Source organism: Streptomyces sp. NPDC101225 (assembly GCF_044767585.1).
Lineage (GTDB): Bacteria > Actinomycetota > Actinomycetes > Streptomycetales > Streptomycetaceae > Streptomyces.
This window is the reverse complement of record NZ_JBIWOE010000009.1, coordinates 220,758-239,880: the sequence shown is the minus strand read 5'-3', so window position 1 is coordinate 239,880 and position 19,123 is coordinate 220,758. Positions and strand designations below refer to the sequence as shown.

Here is a 19,123-nt window from a genome sequence, read left to right as displayed (position 1 = left end):
CGTCACGCCCCTGTGAGCTTCGCGAACTTCTGCTGGTAGGCCGTCTCTTCCTTGGAACTCAGCGCGCGGAAGGCGACCGACTTCGCCTCCATGGCCTTGTCGGGAAGGATCAGCGGGTTGTCCGCCGCCGACTTGTCGAGCTTGGCGAGGTACGGCTTCACGTCCGCGACCGGACTCACGTAGTTGATGTAGGCGGCGAGTTCGGCGGCCGGCTCCGGCTCGTAGTAGAAGTCGATGAGCCGCTCGGCGTTCGTCTTGTGGCGCGCCTTGTTGGGGATCATCAGGTTGTCGGTGGAGGTCATGTAGCCGCTGTCGGGGATGATGTAGCCGACGTCGGGGTTGTCCGACTGGAGCTGGACGATGTCGCCGCCCCAGGCGACGCAGGCCGCCAGGTCGCCCTTGCTGAGGTCGGAGGTGTAGTCGTTGCCGGTGAAGCGGCGGATCTGGCCCTTGTCGACGGCCTTCTGCAGCCGGGCGATCACCTTGTCGTAGTCGTCGTCGGTGAACTTCGCCGGGTTCAGGCCCATGTCGAGCATGGTCATGCCGACGGTGTCGCGCATCTCGGTCAGCAGGCCGACCCGCCCCTTCAGGGCCGGGTTGTCGAGCAGGTCGGAGACCGACTTCACCTCGACGCCGTCCAGCGCCTTCTTGTTGAAGGCGACGACGGTCGAGATGCCCTGCCACACGTACGAGTAGGCGCGGCCCGGGTCCCAGTCGGGGCTGCGGAACTGGTCGGAGAGGTTGGCGTAGGCGTGCGGCAGGTTGGACGCGTCCAGTTTCTGCACGTAGCCCAGGCGGATCATGCGGGCGGCCAGCCAGTCGGTCAGCACGATGAGGTCGCGGCCGGTGTCCTGGCCCGCGGCGAGCTGCGGCTGGATCTTGCCGAAGAACTCGTCGTTGTCGTTGATGTCCTCGGTGTACTTGACCGTGATCCCGGTCCGCTTGCGGAACGTCTCCAGCGTCGGGTGGTGCTTGCCGCTGTCGTCCACGTCGATGTACTCGGGCCAGTTGGAGAAGTTGATCTCCTTCTCCTTGGCCGAGTGGTCGTCGGCGGACTGGCCGCCTTGCGTCTTGCCGGCCGCGGGGATGCCGCAGCTGCTCAGCGCCGTCATTCCGCCGGCGGCCAGGGCGCCGCCCGCGGAGGCGCGCAGCAGCGAACGGCGGGTCATGGCGGCTCGTCCGTTGCGGTAGCTGCGCCGTACGGCGGCCACCACGGCCGGTGACAGGTCGGGCTCGTACTGCTCCATGCGCGTGCTGCCCTTTCGGGAGGTGCGGCCGCGGGTCGGGCGGCCTGTTCTTCACCCGGCGGTAGCCGGATACTGACTACAGCCGGTCCCCGAAGATCGTGCGGTGCCAGTCCTTCCTGGCCACCGCCGTGTTGTCGAACATGACGTGCTTGATCTGGGTGTACTCCTCGAAGGAGTACGCGGACATGTCCTTGCCGAAGCCGGACGCCTTGTAGCCGCCGTGCGGCATCTCGCTGATGATCGGGATGTGGTCGTTGATCCACACGCAGCCCGCCTTGATCTCGCGGGTGGCGCGGTTCGTCCGGTAGACGTCGCGGCTCCAGGCGGAGGCGGCCAGGCCGTACGGGGTGTCGTTGGCGAGCCCGATTCCGTCGTCGTCGCTGTCGAACGGCAGGACCACCAGCACCGGGCCGAAGATCTCGGACTGGACGATCTCACTGTCCTGGGCGGCGTCCGCGACCAGCGTGGGGCGGAAGTAGGCGCCCTTCTCCAGGTCTCCCCCGGGGGCCTCGCCGCCGGTCACCACGCGTGCGTAGGAGCGCGCCCGCTCGACGAAGCCGGCGACGCGGTCGCGCTGGGCGTGCGAGATCAGCGGGCCGAGGTCGGTGCCGGCGGCGAAGGGGTCGCCGAGGCGGACGGACTCCATCAGGGCGGCCGTCCGCTCCACGAACGCGTCGTAGAGGGGACGCTGCACGTACGCGCGCGTGGCGGCCGTGCAGTCCTGGCCGGTGTTGATGAGCGCACCGGCCACGGCGCCGTTGACGGCGGCGTCGAGGTCCGCGTCGTCGAAGACGACGAAGGGGGCCTTGCCGCCGAGTTCCAGGTGGATGCGCTTGACGGTGGCGGTGGCGACCTCGGCGACGCGCCTGCCGACGGCGGTGGAGCCGGTGAAGGAGGTCATGACGACGTCGGGGTGGCCCACGAGGTGCTCGCCGGCCTCCTTGCCGGTGCCGGAGACGATGTTGACGACCCCGTCCGGAACACCGGCGTCGGTCGCGGCCTGGGCGAACATCAGCGAGGTGAGGGGGGTGAGCTCGGCGGGCTTGAGCACGATGGTGTTGCCCGCCGCGATCGCCGGGAGGATCTTCCAGGCGGCCATCTGCAGGGGGTAGTTCCAGGGCGCGACGGACCCGACGACGCCGATGGGCTCGCGGCGCACGTACGAGGTGTGGTCGCCGGAGTACTCCCCGGCCGACTGCCCCTGGAGGTGGCGGGCGGCGCCCGCGAAGAAGGCGGTGTTGTCGATGGTGCCCGGGACGTCGAACTCGCGCGTCAGCTTCAGCGGCTTGCCGCACTGGAGGGACTCCGCGCGGGCGAAGTCCTCGGCACGGTCGGCGAGCACGGCGGCGAAGCGGTGCAGCGCGTCCGAGCGCTCGCCGGGAGTGGCGCCGGACCAGCCGGGGAAGGCCGCGCGGGCGGCGGCCACGGCCGCGTCGACGTCGTCGGGTCCGGCCAGCTCGTAGGTGTACACCTCCTCGCCGGTCGCCGGGTCGACGACCGCGTGCGTACGGCCGGAGGTCCCCTTCGCCGGACGGCCCGCGATGAATTGCGCACCGTCCGAGAAGCGGTCCTGTGCCGGGAACCGTTCCGGGGTCTCACTGCCCGGGTTGTGCATGTCGCTCTCCTCCGCCGTCGCCCCGCGGATCGGGGGGCGGGTGGCGTAGCTCCAGCTCGATTTGAGTGCCGATCCTGACAGAGCAATAGCGGTCCTACAAGTGATTCCGTTGTTGCCTTTCGGTTACGCGACGGAATCTGTCGACCAGGTGTCGAGTGAGCGCGGAAAAGGGGGGACGGAGTGTCAGTGGTGCCTGCCAGACTCGCGTGCATGGAAAGGATCACGGGGAAGACCGACTCCCGGGAAGCCCTGGTCAGGGAGGTCCACGCCGGGACTCGGATCAAGTATCTGCACTTCTGGGGTCACCGGGCGAGGGCCGACGGCCGTGTGGGCCCGAGCTGTCTGAGTCAGTGGTGGCCGTCGCCGTTCACCGTGGCCGGAGTGACGTACGGGACGGCTGAGCACTGGATGATGGCGGCCAAGGCCCGCCTCTTCGGGGACGCGGAGGCGGAGCGGCGGGTGCTGGCCGCGGAGCACCCCTCCCTCGCCAAGAAGGCGGGGCGCCTGGTGCGCGGCTTCGACGAGCGGACGTGGGAGCGTGAGCGCTTCTCCGTCGTCGTCGAGGGCAGCGTCCACAAGTTCGCCGCCCACGCGGATCTGCGGGAGTTCCTGCTGGGCACGGGCGAGCGGGTACTGGTCGAGGCGAGCCCGGTGGACCGGGTCTGGGGCATCGGCCTCCCGGCGGACGACGACGCGGCGACGAACCCGGAGCGATGGCGCGGACCGAACCTGCTGGGCTTCGCGTTGATGGAGGCGCGGGAGCGCCTGCGCGGCGCGGCCTGACGCCCCCTCCCGGGAGCCCTGAGCGAAGGCGGCCACCGATACGGGCGGCCACCGCATGCCTTCACGGCCCGGGACGGGGTCAGGGGTTGGCTATCAGGACGGCGATCATGACCAGGCCCAGGACGATGCCCACGGCGCCGAGGATGATGCCGGCCAGGGACTGGCCCGCGTTGGTCGCCTCGCCCCGGCGGGCCTTGGCCCGGCCGATCGAGCCGAAGATCACCGCGAGCGCACCCAGCAGGACGGCGATCGGCCACAGGCAGAACACGACGACCGCGATGATGCCGATCACCAGGGCGGCGGTGCCCATGCCGTTGCTGGGAAGGGGAGCCATGCCGGGCCAGCCGTAGTAGCCCGGCGCGCCGGGCGCCTGCTGCGGATGGCCGAAGCCGTAGGGGACCTGGCCGGGGCCGCCGGGGGCTATGGGAGGCGGAGGGACCGGCTCGCCGTGGTGGTGCACGGGAGGGGCGTAGGGGTTCGCCGGAGGCGTGGCGGCCGGCGGGGAGAAGGGGTTCGCCGGAGGCGTGGCGGCCGGCGGGGAGAAGGGGTTCGCCGGAGGCGTGGCGGCCGGCGGGGAGAAGGGGTTCGCCCAGGGCTGGGCGGCGGGCGGTGCCGTGTCGCCCACGCCGGGCATGGACGTCACCGTCCGCTGGTCGTGGACGGAAGGGTGCGCCGGACCTGCGGGAGGGCCGCCCGGATCCGCCGGCGGCACGTCGCTCCCGGCGATCGTGTACCCCGGACCCGCCGGATCGTCGTTCGCCGGCGGGGCCCAGGGGTTCGGCTCCGGCGCGGAGCCGTCCTGCTTGCCCAGGGGGACCTTGGGGGCCGCGTCACGCGAATCGGCCTCCGACGGCGCGGCCCACGGGTCGCGGGCGGCCGGCGTCTGCGCGTCGTCGGACATGCGCGGATTCCCCTCTGTCGAACGTCCCGTCATGCTACGGGCCGTACCCCCCGCCGTGGAGCGGGGGCCGGAAGCCGGATGCCCCGGCCTACGATGATCCGCGAGTCACCGATCAGCCGATCACCCGCGTCCCGCCCGGCCGAAACCGCCACGGGGCGCCGCTTTCGGGGAGGAACCCTTGACCGAGCACCTTGACGCGTCCGCGGCAGCACCGCGCGACCTGCACTCCTTCATCGCCGGACTGCCCAAGGCCGAACTGCACGTCCACCACGTCGGCTCCGCCTCCCCCCGGATCGTCTCCGAACTCGCCGCCCGCCACCCCGACTCCCGGGTGCCCTCCGACCCCGAGGCCCTGGTCGACTACTTCACGTTCACGGACTTCGCCCACTTCATCGACGTGTATCTGTCCGTCGTCGACCTGATCCGCACCCCGGAGGACGTACGGCTGCTGACGTACGAGGTCGCCCGCGACCTGGCCCGGCAGCAGGTGCGCTACGCCGAGCTGACCATCACGCCCTGGTCCTCGACCCGCCGCAACATCGACGAGCGCGCCTTCATGGATGCCGTCGAGGACGCCCGCAAGGCGGCCGAGGCCGAGTTCGGGACCGTGCTGCGCTGGTGCTTCGACATCCCCGGCGAGGCGGGTCTGGAGGCCGCCGAGGAGACGACACGGCTCGCCACCGACGACCGGCTGCGGCCGGAGGGCCTGGTGTCGTTCGGGCTCGGCGGGCCCGAAGTGGGCGTGCCGCGGCCGCAGTTCAAGCCGTACTTCGACCGCGCGGTCGCCGCCGGCCTGCACTCGGTGCCGCACGCAGGTGAGACCACGGGTCCGGAGACCGTGTGGGACGCGCTCACCCATCTCCAGGCCGAGCGCATCGGGCACGGCACCCACTCCTTCCAGGACCCGGAACTCCTCGCGCACCTCGCCGAGCACCGCATCCCGCTGGAGGTCTGCCCGACCTCCAACATCGCCACGCGCGCGGTGCGCACCCTGGAGGAGCACCCGATCAAGGAGTTCGCGCGGGCGGGGATCGTCATCACCGTGAACTCCGACGACCCGCCGATGTTCGGCACCGACCTCAACACCGAGTACGCGGTCGCCGCCCGGCTGCTGAACCTGCACGAGCGGGCCCTGGCGGAACTGGCGAAGACCGCGGTCGACGTCTCCTTCCTGGACGAGCCGGGCAAGGCCCGCATCCGCGACGAGATCGACGCCTACACCTCGGCGTGGCTCGCGCCCTGACCCCCGGCCGCCGGCCGGCCGCCACCCCTGGAGGGGCCGCCGCGCGGGAACCCGCACAATGAGGGCCATGCAGAACGTGACCGCCGTGGCCCACCGTGGCGCCCCCTACCGTGTCCGCGAGAACACGATCGACTCGCTGCGTTCCGCGCTCGCCCAGGGCGCGGACGCCGTCGAGATCGACGTACGGCTGACCAAGGACGGCGTCCCGGTGCTCCTGCACGACCGGACGCTGAAACGGCTGTGGGAGCACGAGCGGCCCCTCTCCTCGCTGTCCGCGGACGAGGTGCGCGGTCTCACCGGCGGCGGCGTGCCGACACTGGCCGAGGCGCTCGCCGCGACCGGCGGCAGCCGGGTCATGCTCGACCTGCCGGGGACCCGCGAGGTGCGGACGGCCCGCCGGATCGCGGACGCCGTGCGCGAGGCCGGGGCGCGGGACCGCGTGTACTACTGCGCCGACGCCCCGGCCATGCTCGCCGTCCGGGCGGCCGACCCGTCGGCCGAGATCGCGCTGACCTGGCAGACGCTGGCCCCGCCGCGGCCGGCGCTGCTGGCGGCGGTGCGCCCGCGCTGGCTGAACTACCGCTTCTCGCTGGTCGGCAGGGACCTCGCCGCCCGGGTCCACCACGACGGCTACCTCCTGTCCGTCTGGACCCCGGACACCCGGCGCTCCATGCTCCGGCTGATCGAGGTCGGCGTCGACTCGATCACGACGAACCGCGTCGACGTGCTGTGCGCTCTGCGGGACTACGCCGGCGCGAGCTGAGGCACCGCCGGGCCGAGCGCCTCCAGCCGCTTGATCTTCCTGCGGACGACGTAGAGCGGGATCACTCCGAGGACCCCGAACGACATGTCCAGCACCGACCACCACAACGGGATGCCCCGCAGCGGTCCGCAGATCAGGGCGAGGGGGATGACCCCGGCGCAGGCGATCATGGCGAACTCGACGACCCAGATGTTGCGGACGGGATCGCGGTAGGGGCCGTAGAAGGCGACCGCGATGACGAGGTGGGCGAAGGCCAGCCAGTCGGTGCCGTAGAGGAGGAAGGGGTAGTCGGTGTCGGCGGTGTCGAGGCCGTGCCGGACGCGCACGATCCAGTCCATGACGGCCGGGAGGTGCTCCGGCACGGACAGGGACCGCAGCAGGTCCTCGGTCCAGCGCAGTTCGTGGACGAGGGGGAAGGCCGTGGCGCCGCTGAGCACCAGGCAGACGACGAAGAGGACCAACCAGGCACGGATGCCCTTCAGCAGGGCGGCTCTGTCGCTCATGGCGGTAGCGTACGCCCGGAATTGAACATGTTCAAAATGTTGACCGGCGGGTGGCGGCGGACGGCGTCGAGGTGTCGCGTGTCCGGGCGGTCGACGGCGCCCCCGACGGGGCCCGGGTGACGCTCTGCCCGGAGGAGGCGGACGGGCTCACACGGGCGTTCGCGGACGGGCGGGCACCGGACGCGGTGCTCGGACGGGTGGTCGGTACGGCCGTCGGCGCGGTGGTGCCGGGATCCCGGGCCGGGCGCGGGCTCCGCGGGGCGGGCGAGGCGGACCGGTGCGGCGCCGCCGGGCTGCTCGCGGGCGGGGGCGCGAGCGGCACCGCGGGTGAGCCCGCGCCGCCGGAGCCGGCCAGCCGCAGCGGCAGGAGCGCCAGGGCGGCGACACCGCAGGTCACGGCGGCCCCGGCGGCGGCGCGCAGCAGACGGCGGCGGGACGCGCCGCGGCGGATCGCCTCGTAGCGGCCGGGGGGTGCGCCGAGGTACGCGCCGGGGGGCCGCAGGATGACGGTGAGCGGGTCGTCGGGGTCGTGGTCCGGGCCCTCGTCAGGGTGTGTGATCAAGGCTTCTCCTCAGGTGGGCACGGAGCAGTTCACGGGCCGTGTGGAGGTCGGCCTTGACGGTTCCTTCCTTGCGTCCGGTGAGCACGGACACCTCCCGGATGGGCATGTCAGCGTAGTAGTGCAGGAGGATCGGGACGCGCAGCCGTTCCGGGAGGGACTGCACGAGCAACCGCACCGAGGGGTCGGCCTGTTCGGGGGGCGGGGTCACCGCGGCCTCGGTGGTCGCCCGCCGCACCGCCCTGCGTTCGCGCTCCAGCTTGCGCCAGTGGTCCCGGACGAGGTTGGCCGCGGTGACGTAGAGGAAGCCGCGCGGCTCGGCCACCGACGTCCAGCGGGCCCACAGCCGGGTGAACGCCTCCGAGGCGATCTCGTGAGCCGTCTCGTCGTCGTCGACCAGCCGGCGGACCCAGCCGGCGAGACGCGGGTAGAGGGCGGCGAACAGCTCGGACGCGGCCTTCTCGCGGGACCGTTTCAACGTTCTCCCGGGGTGTGGGGGGCTCGTGGGGTCTCCTGGGGAAGAGTCCGGACCGACGGCGTACGTTCCGTCGGCCCGGCCTCCATGGGACGTCGGGGCGGACGCGGACCGGGGCGGCCCCTCAGCCGCCCGGGGAGCTCAGCTGCGCGAAGACGATCACGTTGTCGCGGTAGCCGTCACCGGTCCGTGCGCCGCCGCAGGTGATCAGCCGCAGCTCCGGCCGGTCCACGTCGCCGTAGACCTCGTCCGACGGGAAGCGGTCCTTCGCCACCGTCCGCACGCCGGTCACGGTGAACTCCGCAGCCGTGCCGTTCTCCAGGCGCACCACGATCCGCGCGCCCCGGCGCAGGTCCTTCAGATGCCGGAAGACGCCGTCCCCGTAGGCGCCGACCGTGACATGGCCGAGGATCACCGACGGACCGGTCTGCCCCGGCGTCGGCGAGTGCCGGTACCAGCCGGCCCGGTCGTGCGCCGCGATCGGCGGCACCTGGACGGTGCCGTCCCCGGCCAGACCCAGCTTGATGACCGGGGTGTCCACCCCGATGGCCGGTATCCGGAGCCTGACCGGGACCGATCGCCCCACCGCGGACACCCGCCCGGCGGCGGGCGGCGCGGAGGACGACGGTGCGCTCGGCCGGCTCCCGTCCGCGGGGCCGCCGGCCGTGGCACCGGGGCCGCCGCAGCCCACGAGCAGCGCGGCCAGCGCCACGGCGGCGAGGGCGGACCTGGAGAACGGGCTCACGCCCCGCTCGCCTGCCGGCGGCGTACGAGGAAGACCGCGCCGCCACCCAGGACGACGGCCGCGGCGGCGCCCCCGCCGACCAGCGCGCCCGTCCCGTGGGAGTCCGAACGCGTCGGCGCCACACCGGTGTCGGGCGCGCCGCTCGGCACGACGGAGACCTGGCCCGACCGCGGCGCACGGGTCGGGGCGGCGCTCGGGACGGCACTGGGCACGGTGCTCGCCCGGTCGGAGGAGGGGACGGGGCTCGGGGCGCGGGTGGCGCTCCGGGCCGGGCTCGGGGTCGCGCTCGCCCCGTCGGCGAAGGCGGGCACCGCGCCCGCCAGGACGGCGGTGCACGCAAGTGCCATGGCACTGAGGCCCGTTCGGCGCATGAATCGCTCTCTTTCGTCGGCCCGCGCGGTGGTCGACCGGCGGGCTGGGTGACTGTCGAGCGGAGAGACGAGGCGGCCCCCGAACTGGTTGTAAAGAGCGGGCAAAGCCCTCGGGATCGCCGTCACGGCGGGCTGCCCGGCGGCCATTCCGTGCCGCTCGGGGGCTATTTGGTGACGACCGTGTGCGCGGGTCCTGAAGGTGCCTTGCGGCCGTTTCCGCCATGACGTAGATACGTGAATCATGAACCTGTTCACCCGAGCTGCGACCCTGCGCCGCCCGGCTCCCCCCACCGCACCCGCCCCCCGACTCGCCCCGGAACCACCGGCCTTTCCCCCCACGGCCGGTGCGCCTGCCCCGGCGCTGGCCGCGTTGACCGGGGAGTGGATCATCGATCCCGCGCACAGCCGTATCGGCTTCTCCGTGCGCCACGCCATGGTGACGACCGTCCGCGGGGCGTTCACCGAGTACGAGAGCCGGCTCCATTTCGACGGCCGTGACCCGTCCCGCTCCCGCGCCGAGATCGTCATGTCCACCGGGTCGGTGGACACCGGGGTCGAGCAGCGCGACGCCCATCTGGTGGGCCGCGACTTCCTGGACGCCAGGAACTACCCGCAGATGCGTTTCGTCAGTACGGCGGTGCGGCTGCTGGGCAGCGACGTCTACCGGATGACCGGCGACCTCACCATCAAGCGCACCACCCGGCCCGTGGACCTGGACCTCACCTACATCGGGCACGTCACCGACCCGTTCGGCATGCAGCGGGTGGGATTCGACGGCACGACCACCGTCAACCGCTCCGAATGGGGCCTGACCTACAGTCAGAAGCTGGCGGAGGGCGGTGCGATGGTGAGCGAGAAGGTGCGCCTGCAGTTCGACATCGCCGCCATCCGCGCGGACCCCGCCTGACCGGTCCCTCCCGCTACAGCCCCACGATGCTGTTCCACCGCTTCGCGAACTCCACCCGCTCCTGCGACGTGATGTCACGCGCGATCGCCAGTCGTTTGCGCATCCGTGCGTCCGGGAAGATCAGCGGGTTCTCGGCGAGGGCCGCGGTGTCCTCGTCCTTGGCTTCGGCGAGGACGTGCTGGGCGGCCGGGACGGGGCAGACGTAGTTGACCCAGGTCGCGAGGTCGGCGGCGACCTCGGGGGCGTAGTAGTAGTCGATGAGACGCTCGGCGTTGCGCTTGTGCCGGGCGCGGTCCGGGACCATCAGGGAGTCGGACCACAGCTCCGCGCCCTCCTCGGGGACGACGAAGCGGATGTGCGGGTTGTCCGCCTGGAGCTGGATGACGTCGCCCGAGTAGGCCTGGCAGGCCAGCACGTCTCCGCTGACCAGGTCCTTGGTGTAGTCGTTGCCGGTGAAGCGGCGGATGCGGCCCTGCGCGACGTACTTCTCCACCTGGTCGCAGACCAGGTGGAAGTCGTCGGCGGTCCACCGGGTGATGTCGACGCCGTTGCCCTGCATCAGCAGCGCGAACGCCTCGTCGAGGCCGGACAGCAGGGTCACACGGCCCTTGAGGTCGTCCGCCCACAGTTCGGAGACGTGCCGGATCTCGCGGCCCAGCCTGCGGCGGTCGTAGGCGATGCCGGTGATGCCGGACTGCCACGGCACGGAGTACCTGCGGCCGGGGTCGAAGGCCGGTGAGCGCAGGAGCGGGTCCAGGTGCGCGGCCACGTTCGGCTGCTTCGTCCGGTCCATCTCCTGGACCCAGCCCAGCCGTACGAATCTCGCGCACATCCAGTCGCTCATGACGATCAGGTCGCGGCCGGTCTGCTGATGGTTCATCAGGGCGGGGCTGATCTTGCCGAAGAACTCGTCGTTGTCGTTGATCTCCTCGGTGTACTCGACGGAGATCCCGGTGCGCTGCTCGAAGGCTTCGAGGGTGGGGCGCCGGTTGGGGTCGTCGTCGTCGGTGTCGATGTACAGCGGCCAGTTCGCCCAGACCAGCCGCCTGTCCGTGGCCGACAGGTCCGCCACGGCGCGCTCACCGGGCGCCACGTAGGCGGCCGGCACCCCGCACCCGGCCAGTCCGCCGAGCACCACTCCCCCGCCCAGCGCACGCAGCAGGGACCGGCGGGACAGGGCGGCGTTCTTCGCTGAGGAGGGCATTGCCGCAGCATGCCGCCCCCGTGACGGCCCGGGCAATCGACGCGGCGTCGAGTCCACCGGCGCAGTCCGGACACCCTGTCGATCATCCGGGGGCGACGCCCGGGAAGCGGCGCGGCCCCGGACGGAACCTGCCGTCCGGGGCCGCGCCTCACGCCGTGGGCCCTACGCGTCCAGCGACGTCATCACGTGCTTGATCCGCGTGTAGTCGTCGAAGCCGTACGCCGACAGGTCCTTGCCGTAGCCGGACTTCTTGAAGCCGCCGTGCGGCATCTCCGCGACCAGCGGGATGTGGGTGTTGATCCACACGCAGCCGAAGTCGAGCTTCTTGGACATCCGCATCGCGCGGCCGTGGTCCTTGGTCCACACCGAGGAGGCGAGGGCGTACTCGACGCCGTTGGCCCACTCCACCGCCTGGTCCTCGTCCGTGAAGGACTGGACGGTGATGACCGGGCCGAAGACCTCCTTCTGGATGATCTCGTCGTCCTGCTTCAGCCCGGAGACGACGGTCGGAGCGTAGAAGTAACCCTTCTCGCCGACCTGGTGGCCGCCCGCCTCGACCTTGGCGTGGGCGGGCAGGCGCTCGATGAACCCGGAGACCTGCTTGAGCTGGTTCGGGTTGTTGAGCGGGCCGAACAGCACGTCCTCGTCGTCCGGCTGACCGGTCCTGGTCTCGGCGGCCGCCTTCGCGAGCGCCGCGACGAACTCGTCGTGGATGCCCTCCTGGACGAGGACGCGGGTGGCCGCCGTGCAGTCCTGGCCGGCGTTGAAGAAGCCCGCCACCGAGATGTCCTCGACGGCCTTCGCGATGTCGGTGTCGTCGAAGACGACGACCGGCGCCTTGCCGCCGAGCTCCAGGTGGACGCGCTTGAGGTCCTTGGAGGCGGATTCGGCGACCGACATGCCGGCCCGCACCGAGCCGGTGATCGACGCCATCGCCGGGGTCGGGTGCTCGACCATGAGACGGCCGCTGTCGCGGTCGCCGCAGACGACGTTGAAGACGCCCTTGGGCACGATCGAGCCGATGATCTCGGCGATCAGGACGGTGGAGGCCGGGGTGGTGTCCGACGGCTTCAGCACGACCGTGTTGCCGGCCGCGAGGGCCGGGGCGAACTTCCACACGGCCATCATCATCGGGTAGTTCCACGGCGCGACCTGCGCGCAGACGCCGACCGGCTCGCGGCGGACGATGGAGGTCAGGCCCTCCATGTACTCGCCGGCCGAGCGCCCCTCCAGCATCCGGGCCGCGCCCGCGAAGAAGCGGATCTGGTCGACCATGGGCGGGATCTCCTCGGACCGGGTGAGTCCGATCGGCTTGCCGGTGTTCTCCACCTCGGCCGCGATGAGCTCCTCGGCCCGCTCCTCGAACGCGTCCGCGATCTTCAGCAGGGCCTTCTGCCGCTCGGCGGGGGTGGTGTCGCGCCAGGCCGGGAAGGCCGCGGCGGCGGCCGCCATCGCGGCGTCGATGTCCGCCTGGCCGGACAGCGGCGCGGTCGCGTACGCCTCGCCCGTCGCGGGGTTGACCACCTCGGTGGTCCGTCCGTCGGCGGCGTCCCGGAACTCACCGTCGATGTAGTTGCGCAGACGACGCAGCTCGGTGCTCACTGCCGGCCTCCTGTCAGGTCGAGCTGTCCATTGGCTGAGACACCCACCCTAATCCGCACGCCGACGTTTTCAACACCCCCACTCGGGCCGTTTCTGCGAAATCCGCAAGTCTCCGTCTCGTAAACAACGAATTTCATTGCTCCGGCCTTGCGGAACTGCCGAGACGTCGTGCACAGTGAGCTGGTGGCCAGTCGAAACGCAGAGCAGCGGGACTCCCGCGAGTCCAGGAACGGCACTCCTCATCCGGATGCCGTCTCCCTCGCCATCATCGAACAGCTCCAGGAGGACGGCCGCCGGCCGTACGCCGCCATCGGCAAGGCCGTGGGCCTCTCCGAGGCGGCCGTGCGCCAGCGCGTCCAGAAGCTGCTCGACCAGGGCGTGATGCAGATCGTCGCCGTCACGGACCCGCTCACCGTGGGCTTCCGCAGGCAGGCGATGGTGGGCATCAACGTCGAGGGCGACCTGGAACCGGTGGCGGACGCGCTGACCACCATGCCGGAGGTCGAGTACGTGGTGATGACCGCGGGCTCGTTCGACATCCTCGCCGAGATCGTGTGCGAGGACGACGACCACCTGCTGGACGTCATCAACAAACGCATCCGGGCGCTGTCCGGCGTGCGCTCCACCGAGAGCTTCGTCTATCTGAAGCTCAAGAAGCAGACCTACATGTGGGGAACCCGATAACCGTGAGGACCCGATAACCGTGAGCAGCAAGGACCTCAGCCGCACCGCGTACGACCACCTGTGGATGCACTTCACCCGCATGTCCTCGTACGAGAACGCCCCGGTCCCGACCATCGTCCGGGGCGAGGGCACCTACATCTACGACGACAAGGGCAGGCGCTACCTCGACGGTCTCGCGGGCCTGTTCGTGGTCCAAGCCGGTCACGGCCGCACGGAACTGGCCGAGACCGCCTTCAAGCAGGCGCAGGAGCTGGCGTTCTTCCCGGTGTGGTCCTACGCCCACCCGAAGGCCGTCGAACTGGCCGAGCGGCTCGCGGACTACGCGCCCGGCGACCTCAACAAGGTCTTCTTCACCACCGGTGGCGGCGAGGCGGTCGAGACCGCCTGGAAGCTCGCCAAGCAGTACTTCAAACTGGTCGGCAAGCCCACCAAGCACAAGGTGATCTCCCGCGCGGTCGCCTACCACGGCACCCCGCAGGGCGCCCTGTCGATCACCGGTCTGCCGGGCCTGAAGGCCCCGTTCGAGCCGCTGGTCCCGGGCGCGCACAAGGTCCCGAACACCAACATCTACCGCGCCCCGATCTTCGGCGACGACCCGGAGGCCTTCGGCCGCTGGGCCGCCGACCAGATCGAGCAGCAGATCCTCTTCGAGGGCCCGGACACGGTCGCCGCGGTCTTCCTGGAGCCCGTGCAGAACGCCGGCGGCTGTTTCCCGCCCCCGCCCGGCTACTTCCAGCGCGTGCGCGAGATCTGCGACCAGTACGACGTGCTGCTCGTCTCGGACGAGGTCATCTGCGCCTTCGGCCGCCTCGGCACGATGTTCGCCTGCGACAAGTTCGACTACGTGCCGGACATGATCACCTGCGCCAAGGGCATGACCTCGGGCTACTCCCCGATCGGCGCCTGCATCATCTCCGACCGCCTGGCCGAGCCGTTCTACAAGGGCGACAACACCTTCCTGCACGGCTACACCTTCGGCGGCCACCCGGTCTCCGCGGCCGTCGGCCTCGCCAACCTCGACCTGTTCGAGCGCGAGAACCTCACCCAGCACGTGCTCGACAACGAGGGCGCCTTCCTGCAGACCCTGCAGAAGCTGCACGACCTGCCGATCGTCGGCGACGTCCGCGGCAACGGCTTCTTCTACGGCATCGAGCTGGTGAAGGACAAGAACACCAAGGAGTCGTTCAACGACGAGGAGACCGAGCGCGTCCTGTACGGCTTCCTCTCCAAGGCGCTCTACGACAACGGCCTGTACTGCCGTGCCGACGACCGCGGCGACCCGGTCGTCCAGCTCGCCCCGCCGCTGATCTCCGACCAGGGGACCTTCGACGAGATCGAGCAGATCCTGCGCGCGACGCTGACGGAGGCGTGGACGAAGCTCTAGGCTCCGCCGCCTCCGCCCGGTCATACGGCCCGGGGTGCACCCGTACGAGTGAGAAGGGTGCCCCCGGGCCGCGTGCTGTCCGGCGCAGCGGCCCCGGCTCCTTAGCGTGCCTGGTAACCGATCGGCCCAGCCTTCGTTCCCCCGCCTGGGGGAAAGGCACGGGAACTACGGATCTGAACGAGGTGTACGCCCATGGAGGCCCCGCCGGACAACGACGTGCTCTGGGCACGCGCCCTGCACTTCCAGCACAGCGACGGCTCGCCGGGCCTCAGCGGTGTCTCGCTCGGCGTCCGCGAGGGCGAGATCGTCGCCGTCGGCGGCCCCCGGGGCAGCGGCAAGACGACGCTGCTGCGCTGTCTGTCCGGCCTGGTGCCGGTCCGGCGCGGCGAGGTGTGGTTCAACAGCGTGCCGGTGCACACCATGGGCCCGATGACCCGTGAGCGGCTGCGCCGCGACCGCTTCGGCTGGATCGACCCGGCCCCGGTGCTCGTGCCGGAACTCAACGCCTGGGAGAACGCCGCCCTCCCGCTGATGCTCCGCGGCACCAGCCGCCGGCGCGCCAAGACCGCCGCGCTGGAGTGGCTGGAGCGCCTCGACATCGGCGACAAGTCCCGGCTGCGCCCGCACGCGATGAAGCAGGCCGAGCGGCAGCGCGTGTCGATCGCGCGGGCCCTCGCCCCGGCCCCCACCGTGCTGTTCGCCGACGAGCCGACCGCGCCGCTGCACCGCGCCGACCGCGCCCATGTGCTGCGCACGCTCACCACGGCGGCCCGCTCGCACGGCATCACGGTGGTGCTCGCCACCCACGACGCGCAGACCGCCGCCCTCGCCGACCGCACGGTGTCGCTGCTGGACGGCCGCCGCGTGAAGACGGTCCACCTGCCCCCGGTCACCGAGACGGAAGGCCGGGCCGCGTGCTCGCTCTCCGTCTGACCCGCGGCGCCCACCCGGCCGTGCACCTGCGCCGTGCGCTGGTGGCGCTGGCGTCGGCCGGGACGGGCTTCCTCCTGCTGTGCGTCCTCGGCTACGCGATGAGCCACGCCGAGAGCCCCGCCTCCTCGGCGCTGCGGCTCGCCTGGTGCCTGACCCCGCTGGCCGCCACCGTCCACCTCGCGACCGCGGTGGCCCGCACCGACCCGGCCACCAGGCCCCGTCCCGGCCTCTCGGCCGTCGGCCTGGGCCCGGGGCGCCTGATGACCATCTCGGCGGCCACCACGGCCCTGTCCTGCGCACTGGGCTCGCTGCTGGCCCTGCTGGTCTTCCTCCAGCTGCGCGGCGACGTCGCGGGCGGGCCCGTCGGCGGGACGGCCGCCGCCTTCCTCGCCGCGGGCCGGCCGCTGCCCTTCCCGGCGGCCCTGACCCTGCTGGCGCTGGTGCCGGCGATCGCCTCGACCACCGTGGCGCTGGTCCTGCGCCCGCGCGACGCCCGTCCGGCCGCGGCGCCGAGGGGCTACGGCCGCTTCGGCGCGTACGGCAGGTCGGTGGCGCAGGAGACCTTCGGCGCGTACGGCCGCTTCGGCGCGCGCCTGCGCGGCGGCAGCACGGGCCACCGGTCCGCCGACGCCGTCCTGCCCGCGGCGGTCATGTCCGCGCCCACCGAGCGCCCGGCCGCCCCCGCACCCGACCCCGACCCGGACCCCGCCCGGCCTCCGGCTCCGCGCCACCCGCCCGCGGGACTGCCCTGGGGTGTCGCGGTCCTGGCCGCCGGCCTGGCCGTCGAGGCCTACGCCGGGGGCGCGACGGGCGGCTCCCGGCTCGCCCTGCCCGGCGGTCTCGCCACCGGCGCGCCCGGCATCCTCATCGGCTGGGTCCTCACCGCCCTGGGCCTCGCCCTCGCAGGCCCCGGCCTGACCCATCTGTGCGGCCGCCTGCTGCAGTCGGCGCGCCCCGGCGCCCTGAGGCTGCTCGCCGGCCGCGTGCTGATGGAGGAGGCCACCCGCATCGGACGCCCGCTCGGTGTCCTCTGCGCGGTCGCCTCCGGGATGGTCGCCATGGCGGCGCTGTTCGACGCGGACCGGCCCGGCTTCGGCCCGCTCACCACCCTCGGCACGCTGCTCGTCGCCGGCTGCGCGGTGACCACGCTGCTGACCGCGGCCGTCGAGGCCAGGCAGGCCCGGTCCGACACCACGGCCGCGCTGCTGCGGCTCGGCGCGCCCGTGACGATGCTGCGCGGTGCCGCCGGGCTGCGGGCCGGCGCCCTGCTCGCCGTGTTCGGCCCGCTGACCCTGGTCGTGGCCGAGCTGGCGGCGCTTCCGCTGGCCCGCTGATCCGTGGTGGCACACGATCCCCGGGAACCGATGAGTTCCGCGCGGGCCACCGGTCTACCCCCGCGACCGGCATCCGCCCGAGGGAAGAGGCTCGCATGTACCAGCAGATGATCTTCGTGAACCTGGCCACCGACGACGTCGCCGCGTCGAAGAGGTTCTTCACGGAGCTCGGCTACACGATCAACCCGCAGTTCAGCACGGACGACTGCGCCTGCGTCGTGATCAGCGACACCATCGTGGCGATGCTGCTCGGCAGGCAGCGCTACGCGGACTTCACGAAGAAGGAGATCGCGGACTCCACGAAGACCAGCGAGGTGCTGATCTGCCTGAGCGCGGAGAGCCGCGAGAAGGTCGACGAACTGGTGGGCAAGGCGGTCGCGGCCGGCGGCACCGCCAACGACGACGTCCAGGACCACGGTTACATGTACGGCCGCTCCTTCGACGACCTCGACGGCCACTCCTGGGAGGTCATGTGGATGGACCCGGCGGCCGTCCAGGGCTGAGCCGCGGCGTACCGCCTCGGCCGCCCGGTGCGACGGGCGGCGGCCCCCGCACCCCCGCCTCCTCGCCGCGGGCTGGGCACCCTCCGCCGGAGCACGCGGTGCCTAGCATGGGCCCGTGCACACGAGCCCGGCCCATGCGGCCCACCACGACGAGCACGAGATCGAGACGCTCGAGGACTTCGACGCGACCGTCTCGGCGCGCGGCACCCTCGCCGGATGCCGCGTGCAGGCCGTCGATCTGACCGACCGTACGCGGGAGTTGCTCACCACCGACACCGCCCGGGCCGTCTTCCTCGGCTGCGCGATGCGCGAGGAGGCGGCGGCGAAGATCCGCGGCGACGGCGCCCTGGTCTTCCCGCCCGTCCCGAACCTGCCCTTCGACCCCTACCGCGGTCACCTCTACACGCCCGCCGACCTGTTCGCCTCGCTGGAGCAGGGCTACGCGCACACCCCGGACGCCCTCGCCTACGCGTGGTTCCGGCGCACCAGGGCCGACGGCGACATATACGCCTCGATGCTGCGCGCCGTCCACGACGACTCCATCTCCGACGCCCTGGACGAACTCCTGCGCGGCGCGCGGGTGGTGGGCGTCATGGGCGGTCACGCGATGAAGCGCGGCACGGAGGTGTACGCCGGTGCCGCGGGCCTGGGCCGGGAGCTGAGCCGCGCCGGGTTCACCGTGGCGACCGGCGGCGGCCCGGGCGCGATGGAGGCGGCGAACCTGGGCGCGTACACGGCGCCGTACGACGACGCGATGCTGGACGAGGCCCTCCGACTGCTCGCCAAGGCACCCTCTTTCACGCCCTCGATCACCGAGTGGGCCCAGGCCGCCTTCGAGATCCGGACGCGCTGGCCGAAGGGCAACCACTCCGTGGGCATCCCCACCTGGTTCTACGGCCACGAGCCGCCGAACGCCTTCGCGTCGCACATCGCCAAGTACTTCGCCAACGCCACCCGCGAGGACGGCCTGCTGGCCCGTTCCAACGCGGGCGTGATCTTCCTGCCGGGTGCCGCCGGGACCGTACAGGAGATCTTCGACAACGCGACGCCCAACTACTACGAGTCACGCGGCGAACCGACGCCCATGGTGCTCGTCGACCGCGCGCACTGGACGGAGCGGCTGCCCACGTGGCCCCTCTTGCGGGCGCTCGCCCGGGAACGGTCGATGGAGTCCCGTATCGCCCTCGTTGACCGTATCGAGGAGGCTCCGGAGGCGTTGAAACGTCTCTGCGGTTAATAAGAAGGCAAAGCCAACGGCCGGGCCCCGCCTACGCATTGACACTCCTTATGGAACGCTTATAGACCTGTGAGTCTCTTGGGGAGAGTGAGGCTTCGCCTCCGACGATGATTCACTTCCCATGTCAGCC

20 protein-coding genes are annotated in these 19,123 nt (G+C 71.8%); 10 read left to right on the top strand and 10 right to left on the bottom strand.

Going from position 1 to position 19,123, the window contains the following annotated elements; genetic code table 11:
- Positions 1-2: 2 nt before the first annotated feature.
- Together ACIRPX_RS16330 and ACIRPX_RS16325 are read right to left on the bottom strand one after the other, a co-directional pair.
- Positions 3-1,247: a PotD/PotF family extracellular solute-binding protein gene (locus ACIRPX_RS16330; protein WP_404194148.1), complete on the bottom strand. Its 1,245-nt coding sequence runs from the start codon at positions 1,245-1,247 to the stop codon at positions 3-5.
- Positions 1,248-1,323: 76 nt separating this feature from the next.
- Positions 1,324-2,862 carry a gamma-aminobutyraldehyde dehydrogenase gene (locus ACIRPX_RS16325; RefSeq protein WP_404194146.1) on the bottom strand — a complete coding sequence of 513 codons (1,539 nt, stop codon included), beginning with the start codon at positions 2,860-2,862 and terminating at the stop codon, positions 1,324-1,326.
- A gap of 210 nt (positions 2,863-3,072) precedes the next feature.
- On the opposite strand from ACIRPX_RS16325, the gene ACIRPX_RS16320 reads away from it, so the two are divergent.
- Positions 3,073-3,645 carry an NADAR family protein gene (locus ACIRPX_RS16320; RefSeq protein WP_404194143.1) on the top strand — a complete coding sequence of 191 codons (573 nt, stop codon included), beginning with the start codon at positions 3,073-3,075 and terminating at the stop codon, positions 3,643-3,645.
- 79 nt (positions 3,646-3,724) lie between these two features.
- Here ACIRPX_RS16320 and ACIRPX_RS16315 read toward each other — a convergent pair whose 3' ends face one another.
- Positions 3,725-4,546, bottom strand: a complete 822-nt coding sequence (locus ACIRPX_RS16315; protein WP_404194141.1) for a DUF4190 domain-containing protein — start codon at positions 4,544-4,546, stop codon at positions 3,725-3,727.
- Positions 4,547-4,724: 178 nt separating this feature from the next.
- On the opposite strand from ACIRPX_RS16315, the gene ACIRPX_RS16310 reads away from it, so the two are divergent.
- Positions 4,725-5,789, top strand: coding sequence for an adenosine deaminase (locus tag ACIRPX_RS16310; RefSeq protein ID WP_404194138.1), 1,065 nt, complete (start codon positions 4,725-4,727; stop codon positions 5,787-5,789).
- Between the two features lie 67 nt (positions 5,790-5,856).
- A complete protein-coding gene (locus ACIRPX_RS16305) occupies positions 5,857-6,552 on the top strand; it encodes a glycerophosphodiester phosphodiesterase (protein ID WP_404194136.1) in 696 nt (231 codons plus the stop codon).
- Here the strand turns inward: ACIRPX_RS16305 and ACIRPX_RS16300 are convergent.
- The 5 genes from ACIRPX_RS16300 to ACIRPX_RS16280 all read right to left on the bottom strand — a co-directional run bounded on the left by ACIRPX_RS16300 (position 6,534) and on the right by ACIRPX_RS16280 (position 9,205).
- Positions 6,534-7,055, bottom strand: coding sequence for a hypothetical protein (locus tag ACIRPX_RS16300; RefSeq protein ID WP_404194134.1), 522 nt, complete (start codon positions 7,053-7,055; stop codon positions 6,534-6,536). The two genes, ACIRPX_RS16305 and ACIRPX_RS16300, sit on opposite strands and share 19 nt — an antisense overlap.
- Before the next feature lie 31 nt (positions 7,056-7,086).
- A complete protein-coding gene (locus tag ACIRPX_RS16295) occupies positions 7,087-7,617 on the bottom strand; it encodes a hypothetical protein (RefSeq protein ID WP_404194131.1) in 531 nt (176 codons plus the stop codon).
- Positions 7,601-8,092 (bottom strand): RNA polymerase sigma factor, encoded by a 492-nt coding sequence (locus ACIRPX_RS16290; protein ID WP_404194128.1) that lies wholly within the window; start codon positions 8,090-8,092, stop codon positions 7,601-7,603. The genes ACIRPX_RS16295 and ACIRPX_RS16290 overlap by 17 nt, the downstream gene beginning before the upstream one ends.
- Before the next feature lie 121 nt (positions 8,093-8,213).
- Positions 8,214-8,834 carry a class F sortase gene (locus tag ACIRPX_RS16285; RefSeq protein WP_404194125.1) on the bottom strand — a complete coding sequence of 207 codons (621 nt, stop codon included), beginning with the start codon at positions 8,832-8,834 and terminating at the stop codon, positions 8,214-8,216.
- Positions 8,831-9,205 carry a sortase-dependent protein gene (locus ACIRPX_RS16280; protein WP_404194123.1) on the bottom strand — a complete coding sequence of 125 codons (375 nt, stop codon included), beginning with the start codon at positions 9,203-9,205 and terminating at the stop codon, positions 8,831-8,833. The genes ACIRPX_RS16285 and ACIRPX_RS16280 overlap by 4 nt, the downstream gene beginning before the upstream one ends.
- A 241-nt stretch (positions 9,206-9,446) precedes the next feature.
- On the opposite strand from ACIRPX_RS16280, the gene ACIRPX_RS16275 reads away from it, so the two are divergent.
- Positions 9,447-10,112 carry a YceI family protein gene (locus tag ACIRPX_RS16275; protein ID WP_404194121.1) on the top strand — a complete coding sequence of 222 codons (666 nt, stop codon included), beginning with the start codon at positions 9,447-9,449 and terminating at the stop codon, positions 10,110-10,112.
- Between the two features lie 13 nt (positions 10,113-10,125).
- Here the strand turns inward: ACIRPX_RS16275 and ACIRPX_RS16270 are convergent, their stop codons facing one another.
- Positions 10,126-11,316 (bottom strand): spermidine/putrescine ABC transporter substrate-binding protein, encoded by a 1,191-nt coding sequence (locus ACIRPX_RS16270; protein WP_404194119.1) that lies wholly within the window; start codon positions 11,314-11,316, stop codon positions 10,126-10,128.
- Positions 11,317-11,478: 162 nt separating this feature from the next.
- Positions 11,479-12,918: a gamma-aminobutyraldehyde dehydrogenase gene (locus ACIRPX_RS16265; protein ID WP_404194117.1), complete on the bottom strand. Its 1,440-nt coding sequence runs from the start codon at positions 12,916-12,918 to the stop codon at positions 11,479-11,481.
- 168 nt (positions 12,919-13,086) lie between these two features.
- On the opposite strand from ACIRPX_RS16265, the gene ACIRPX_RS16260 reads away from it, so the two are divergent.
- The 6 genes from ACIRPX_RS16260 (at position 13,087) to ACIRPX_RS16235 (ending at position 18,993) form a co-directional block, all read left to right on the top strand.
- The gene (locus ACIRPX_RS16260) at positions 13,087-13,602 is read left to right on the top strand and encodes an Lrp/AsnC family transcriptional regulator (protein WP_404194114.1); all 516 of its coding nucleotides are present in this window, start codon (positions 13,087-13,089) and stop codon (positions 13,600-13,602) included.
- A 19-nt stretch (positions 13,603-13,621) separates the two neighbouring features.
- The gene (locus ACIRPX_RS16255; protein WP_404194112.1) at positions 13,622-14,986 is read left to right on the top strand and encodes an aspartate aminotransferase family protein; all 1,365 of its coding nucleotides are present in this window, start codon (positions 13,622-13,624) and stop codon (positions 14,984-14,986) included.
- A gap of 192 nt (positions 14,987-15,178) precedes the next feature.
- Positions 15,179-15,919, top strand: coding sequence for an ABC transporter ATP-binding protein (locus tag ACIRPX_RS16250; protein WP_404194110.1), 741 nt, complete (start codon positions 15,179-15,181; stop codon positions 15,917-15,919).
- Positions 15,901-17,253 carry a hypothetical protein gene (locus tag ACIRPX_RS16245; protein ID WP_404194108.1) on the top strand — a complete coding sequence of 451 codons (1,353 nt, stop codon included), beginning with the start codon at positions 15,901-15,903 and terminating at the stop codon, positions 17,251-17,253. The genes ACIRPX_RS16250 and ACIRPX_RS16245 overlap by 19 nt, the downstream gene beginning before the upstream one ends.
- Before the next feature lie 95 nt (positions 17,254-17,348).
- Positions 17,349-17,756, top strand: coding sequence for a VOC family protein (locus ACIRPX_RS16240; RefSeq protein ID WP_404194105.1), 408 nt, complete (start codon positions 17,349-17,351; stop codon positions 17,754-17,756).
- A gap of 115 nt (positions 17,757-17,871) precedes the next feature.
- Entirely contained in the window at positions 17,872-18,993 is a 1,122-nt protein-coding gene (locus ACIRPX_RS16235; RefSeq protein ID WP_404194102.1) for an LOG family protein, read from the top strand.
- Positions 18,994-19,123: the final 130 nt, after the last annotated feature.

Excerpts from the sequence above, each read along its gene's own strand:
- ACIRPX_RS16305 (WP_404194136.1), top strand. The coding sequence starts at position 5,857 with ATGCAGAACGTGACCGCCGTGGCCCACCGTGGCGCCCCCTACCGTGTC.
- ACIRPX_RS16315 (WP_404194141.1), bottom strand. The coding sequence starts at position 4,546 with ATGTCCGACGACGCGCAGACGCCGGCCGCCCGCGACCCGTGGGCCGCG.
- ACIRPX_RS16250 (WP_404194110.1), top strand. The coding sequence starts at position 15,179 with ATGGAGGCCCCGCCGGACAACGACGTGCTCTGGGCACGCGCCCTGCAC.
- ACIRPX_RS16270 (WP_404194119.1), bottom strand. The coding sequence starts at position 11,316 with ATGCCCTCCTCAGCGAAGAACGCCGCCCTGTCCCGCCGGTCCCTGCTG.
- ACIRPX_RS16240 (WP_404194105.1), top strand. The coding sequence starts at position 17,349 with ATGTACCAGCAGATGATCTTCGTGAACCTGGCCACCGACGACGTCGCC.
- ACIRPX_RS16275 (WP_404194121.1), top strand. The coding sequence starts at position 9,447 with ATGAACCTGTTCACCCGAGCTGCGACCCTGCGCCGCCCGGCTCCCCCC.
- ACIRPX_RS16325 (WP_404194146.1), bottom strand. The coding sequence starts at position 2,862 with ATGCACAACCCGGGCAGTGAGACCCCGGAACGGTTCCCGGCACAGGAC.
- ACIRPX_RS16320 (WP_404194143.1), top strand. The coding sequence starts at position 3,073 with ATGGAAAGGATCACGGGGAAGACCGACTCCCGGGAAGCCCTGGTCAGG.
- ACIRPX_RS16300 (WP_404194134.1), bottom strand. The coding sequence starts at position 7,055 with ATGAGCGACAGAGCCGCCCTGCTGAAGGGCATCCGTGCCTGGTTGGTC.
- ACIRPX_RS16280 (WP_404194123.1), bottom strand. The coding sequence starts at position 9,205 with ATGCGCCGAACGGGCCTCAGTGCCATGGCACTTGCGTGCACCGCCGTC.
- ACIRPX_RS16330 (WP_404194148.1), bottom strand. The coding sequence starts at position 1,247 with ATGGAGCAGTACGAGCCCGACCTGTCACCGGCCGTGGTGGCCGCCGTA.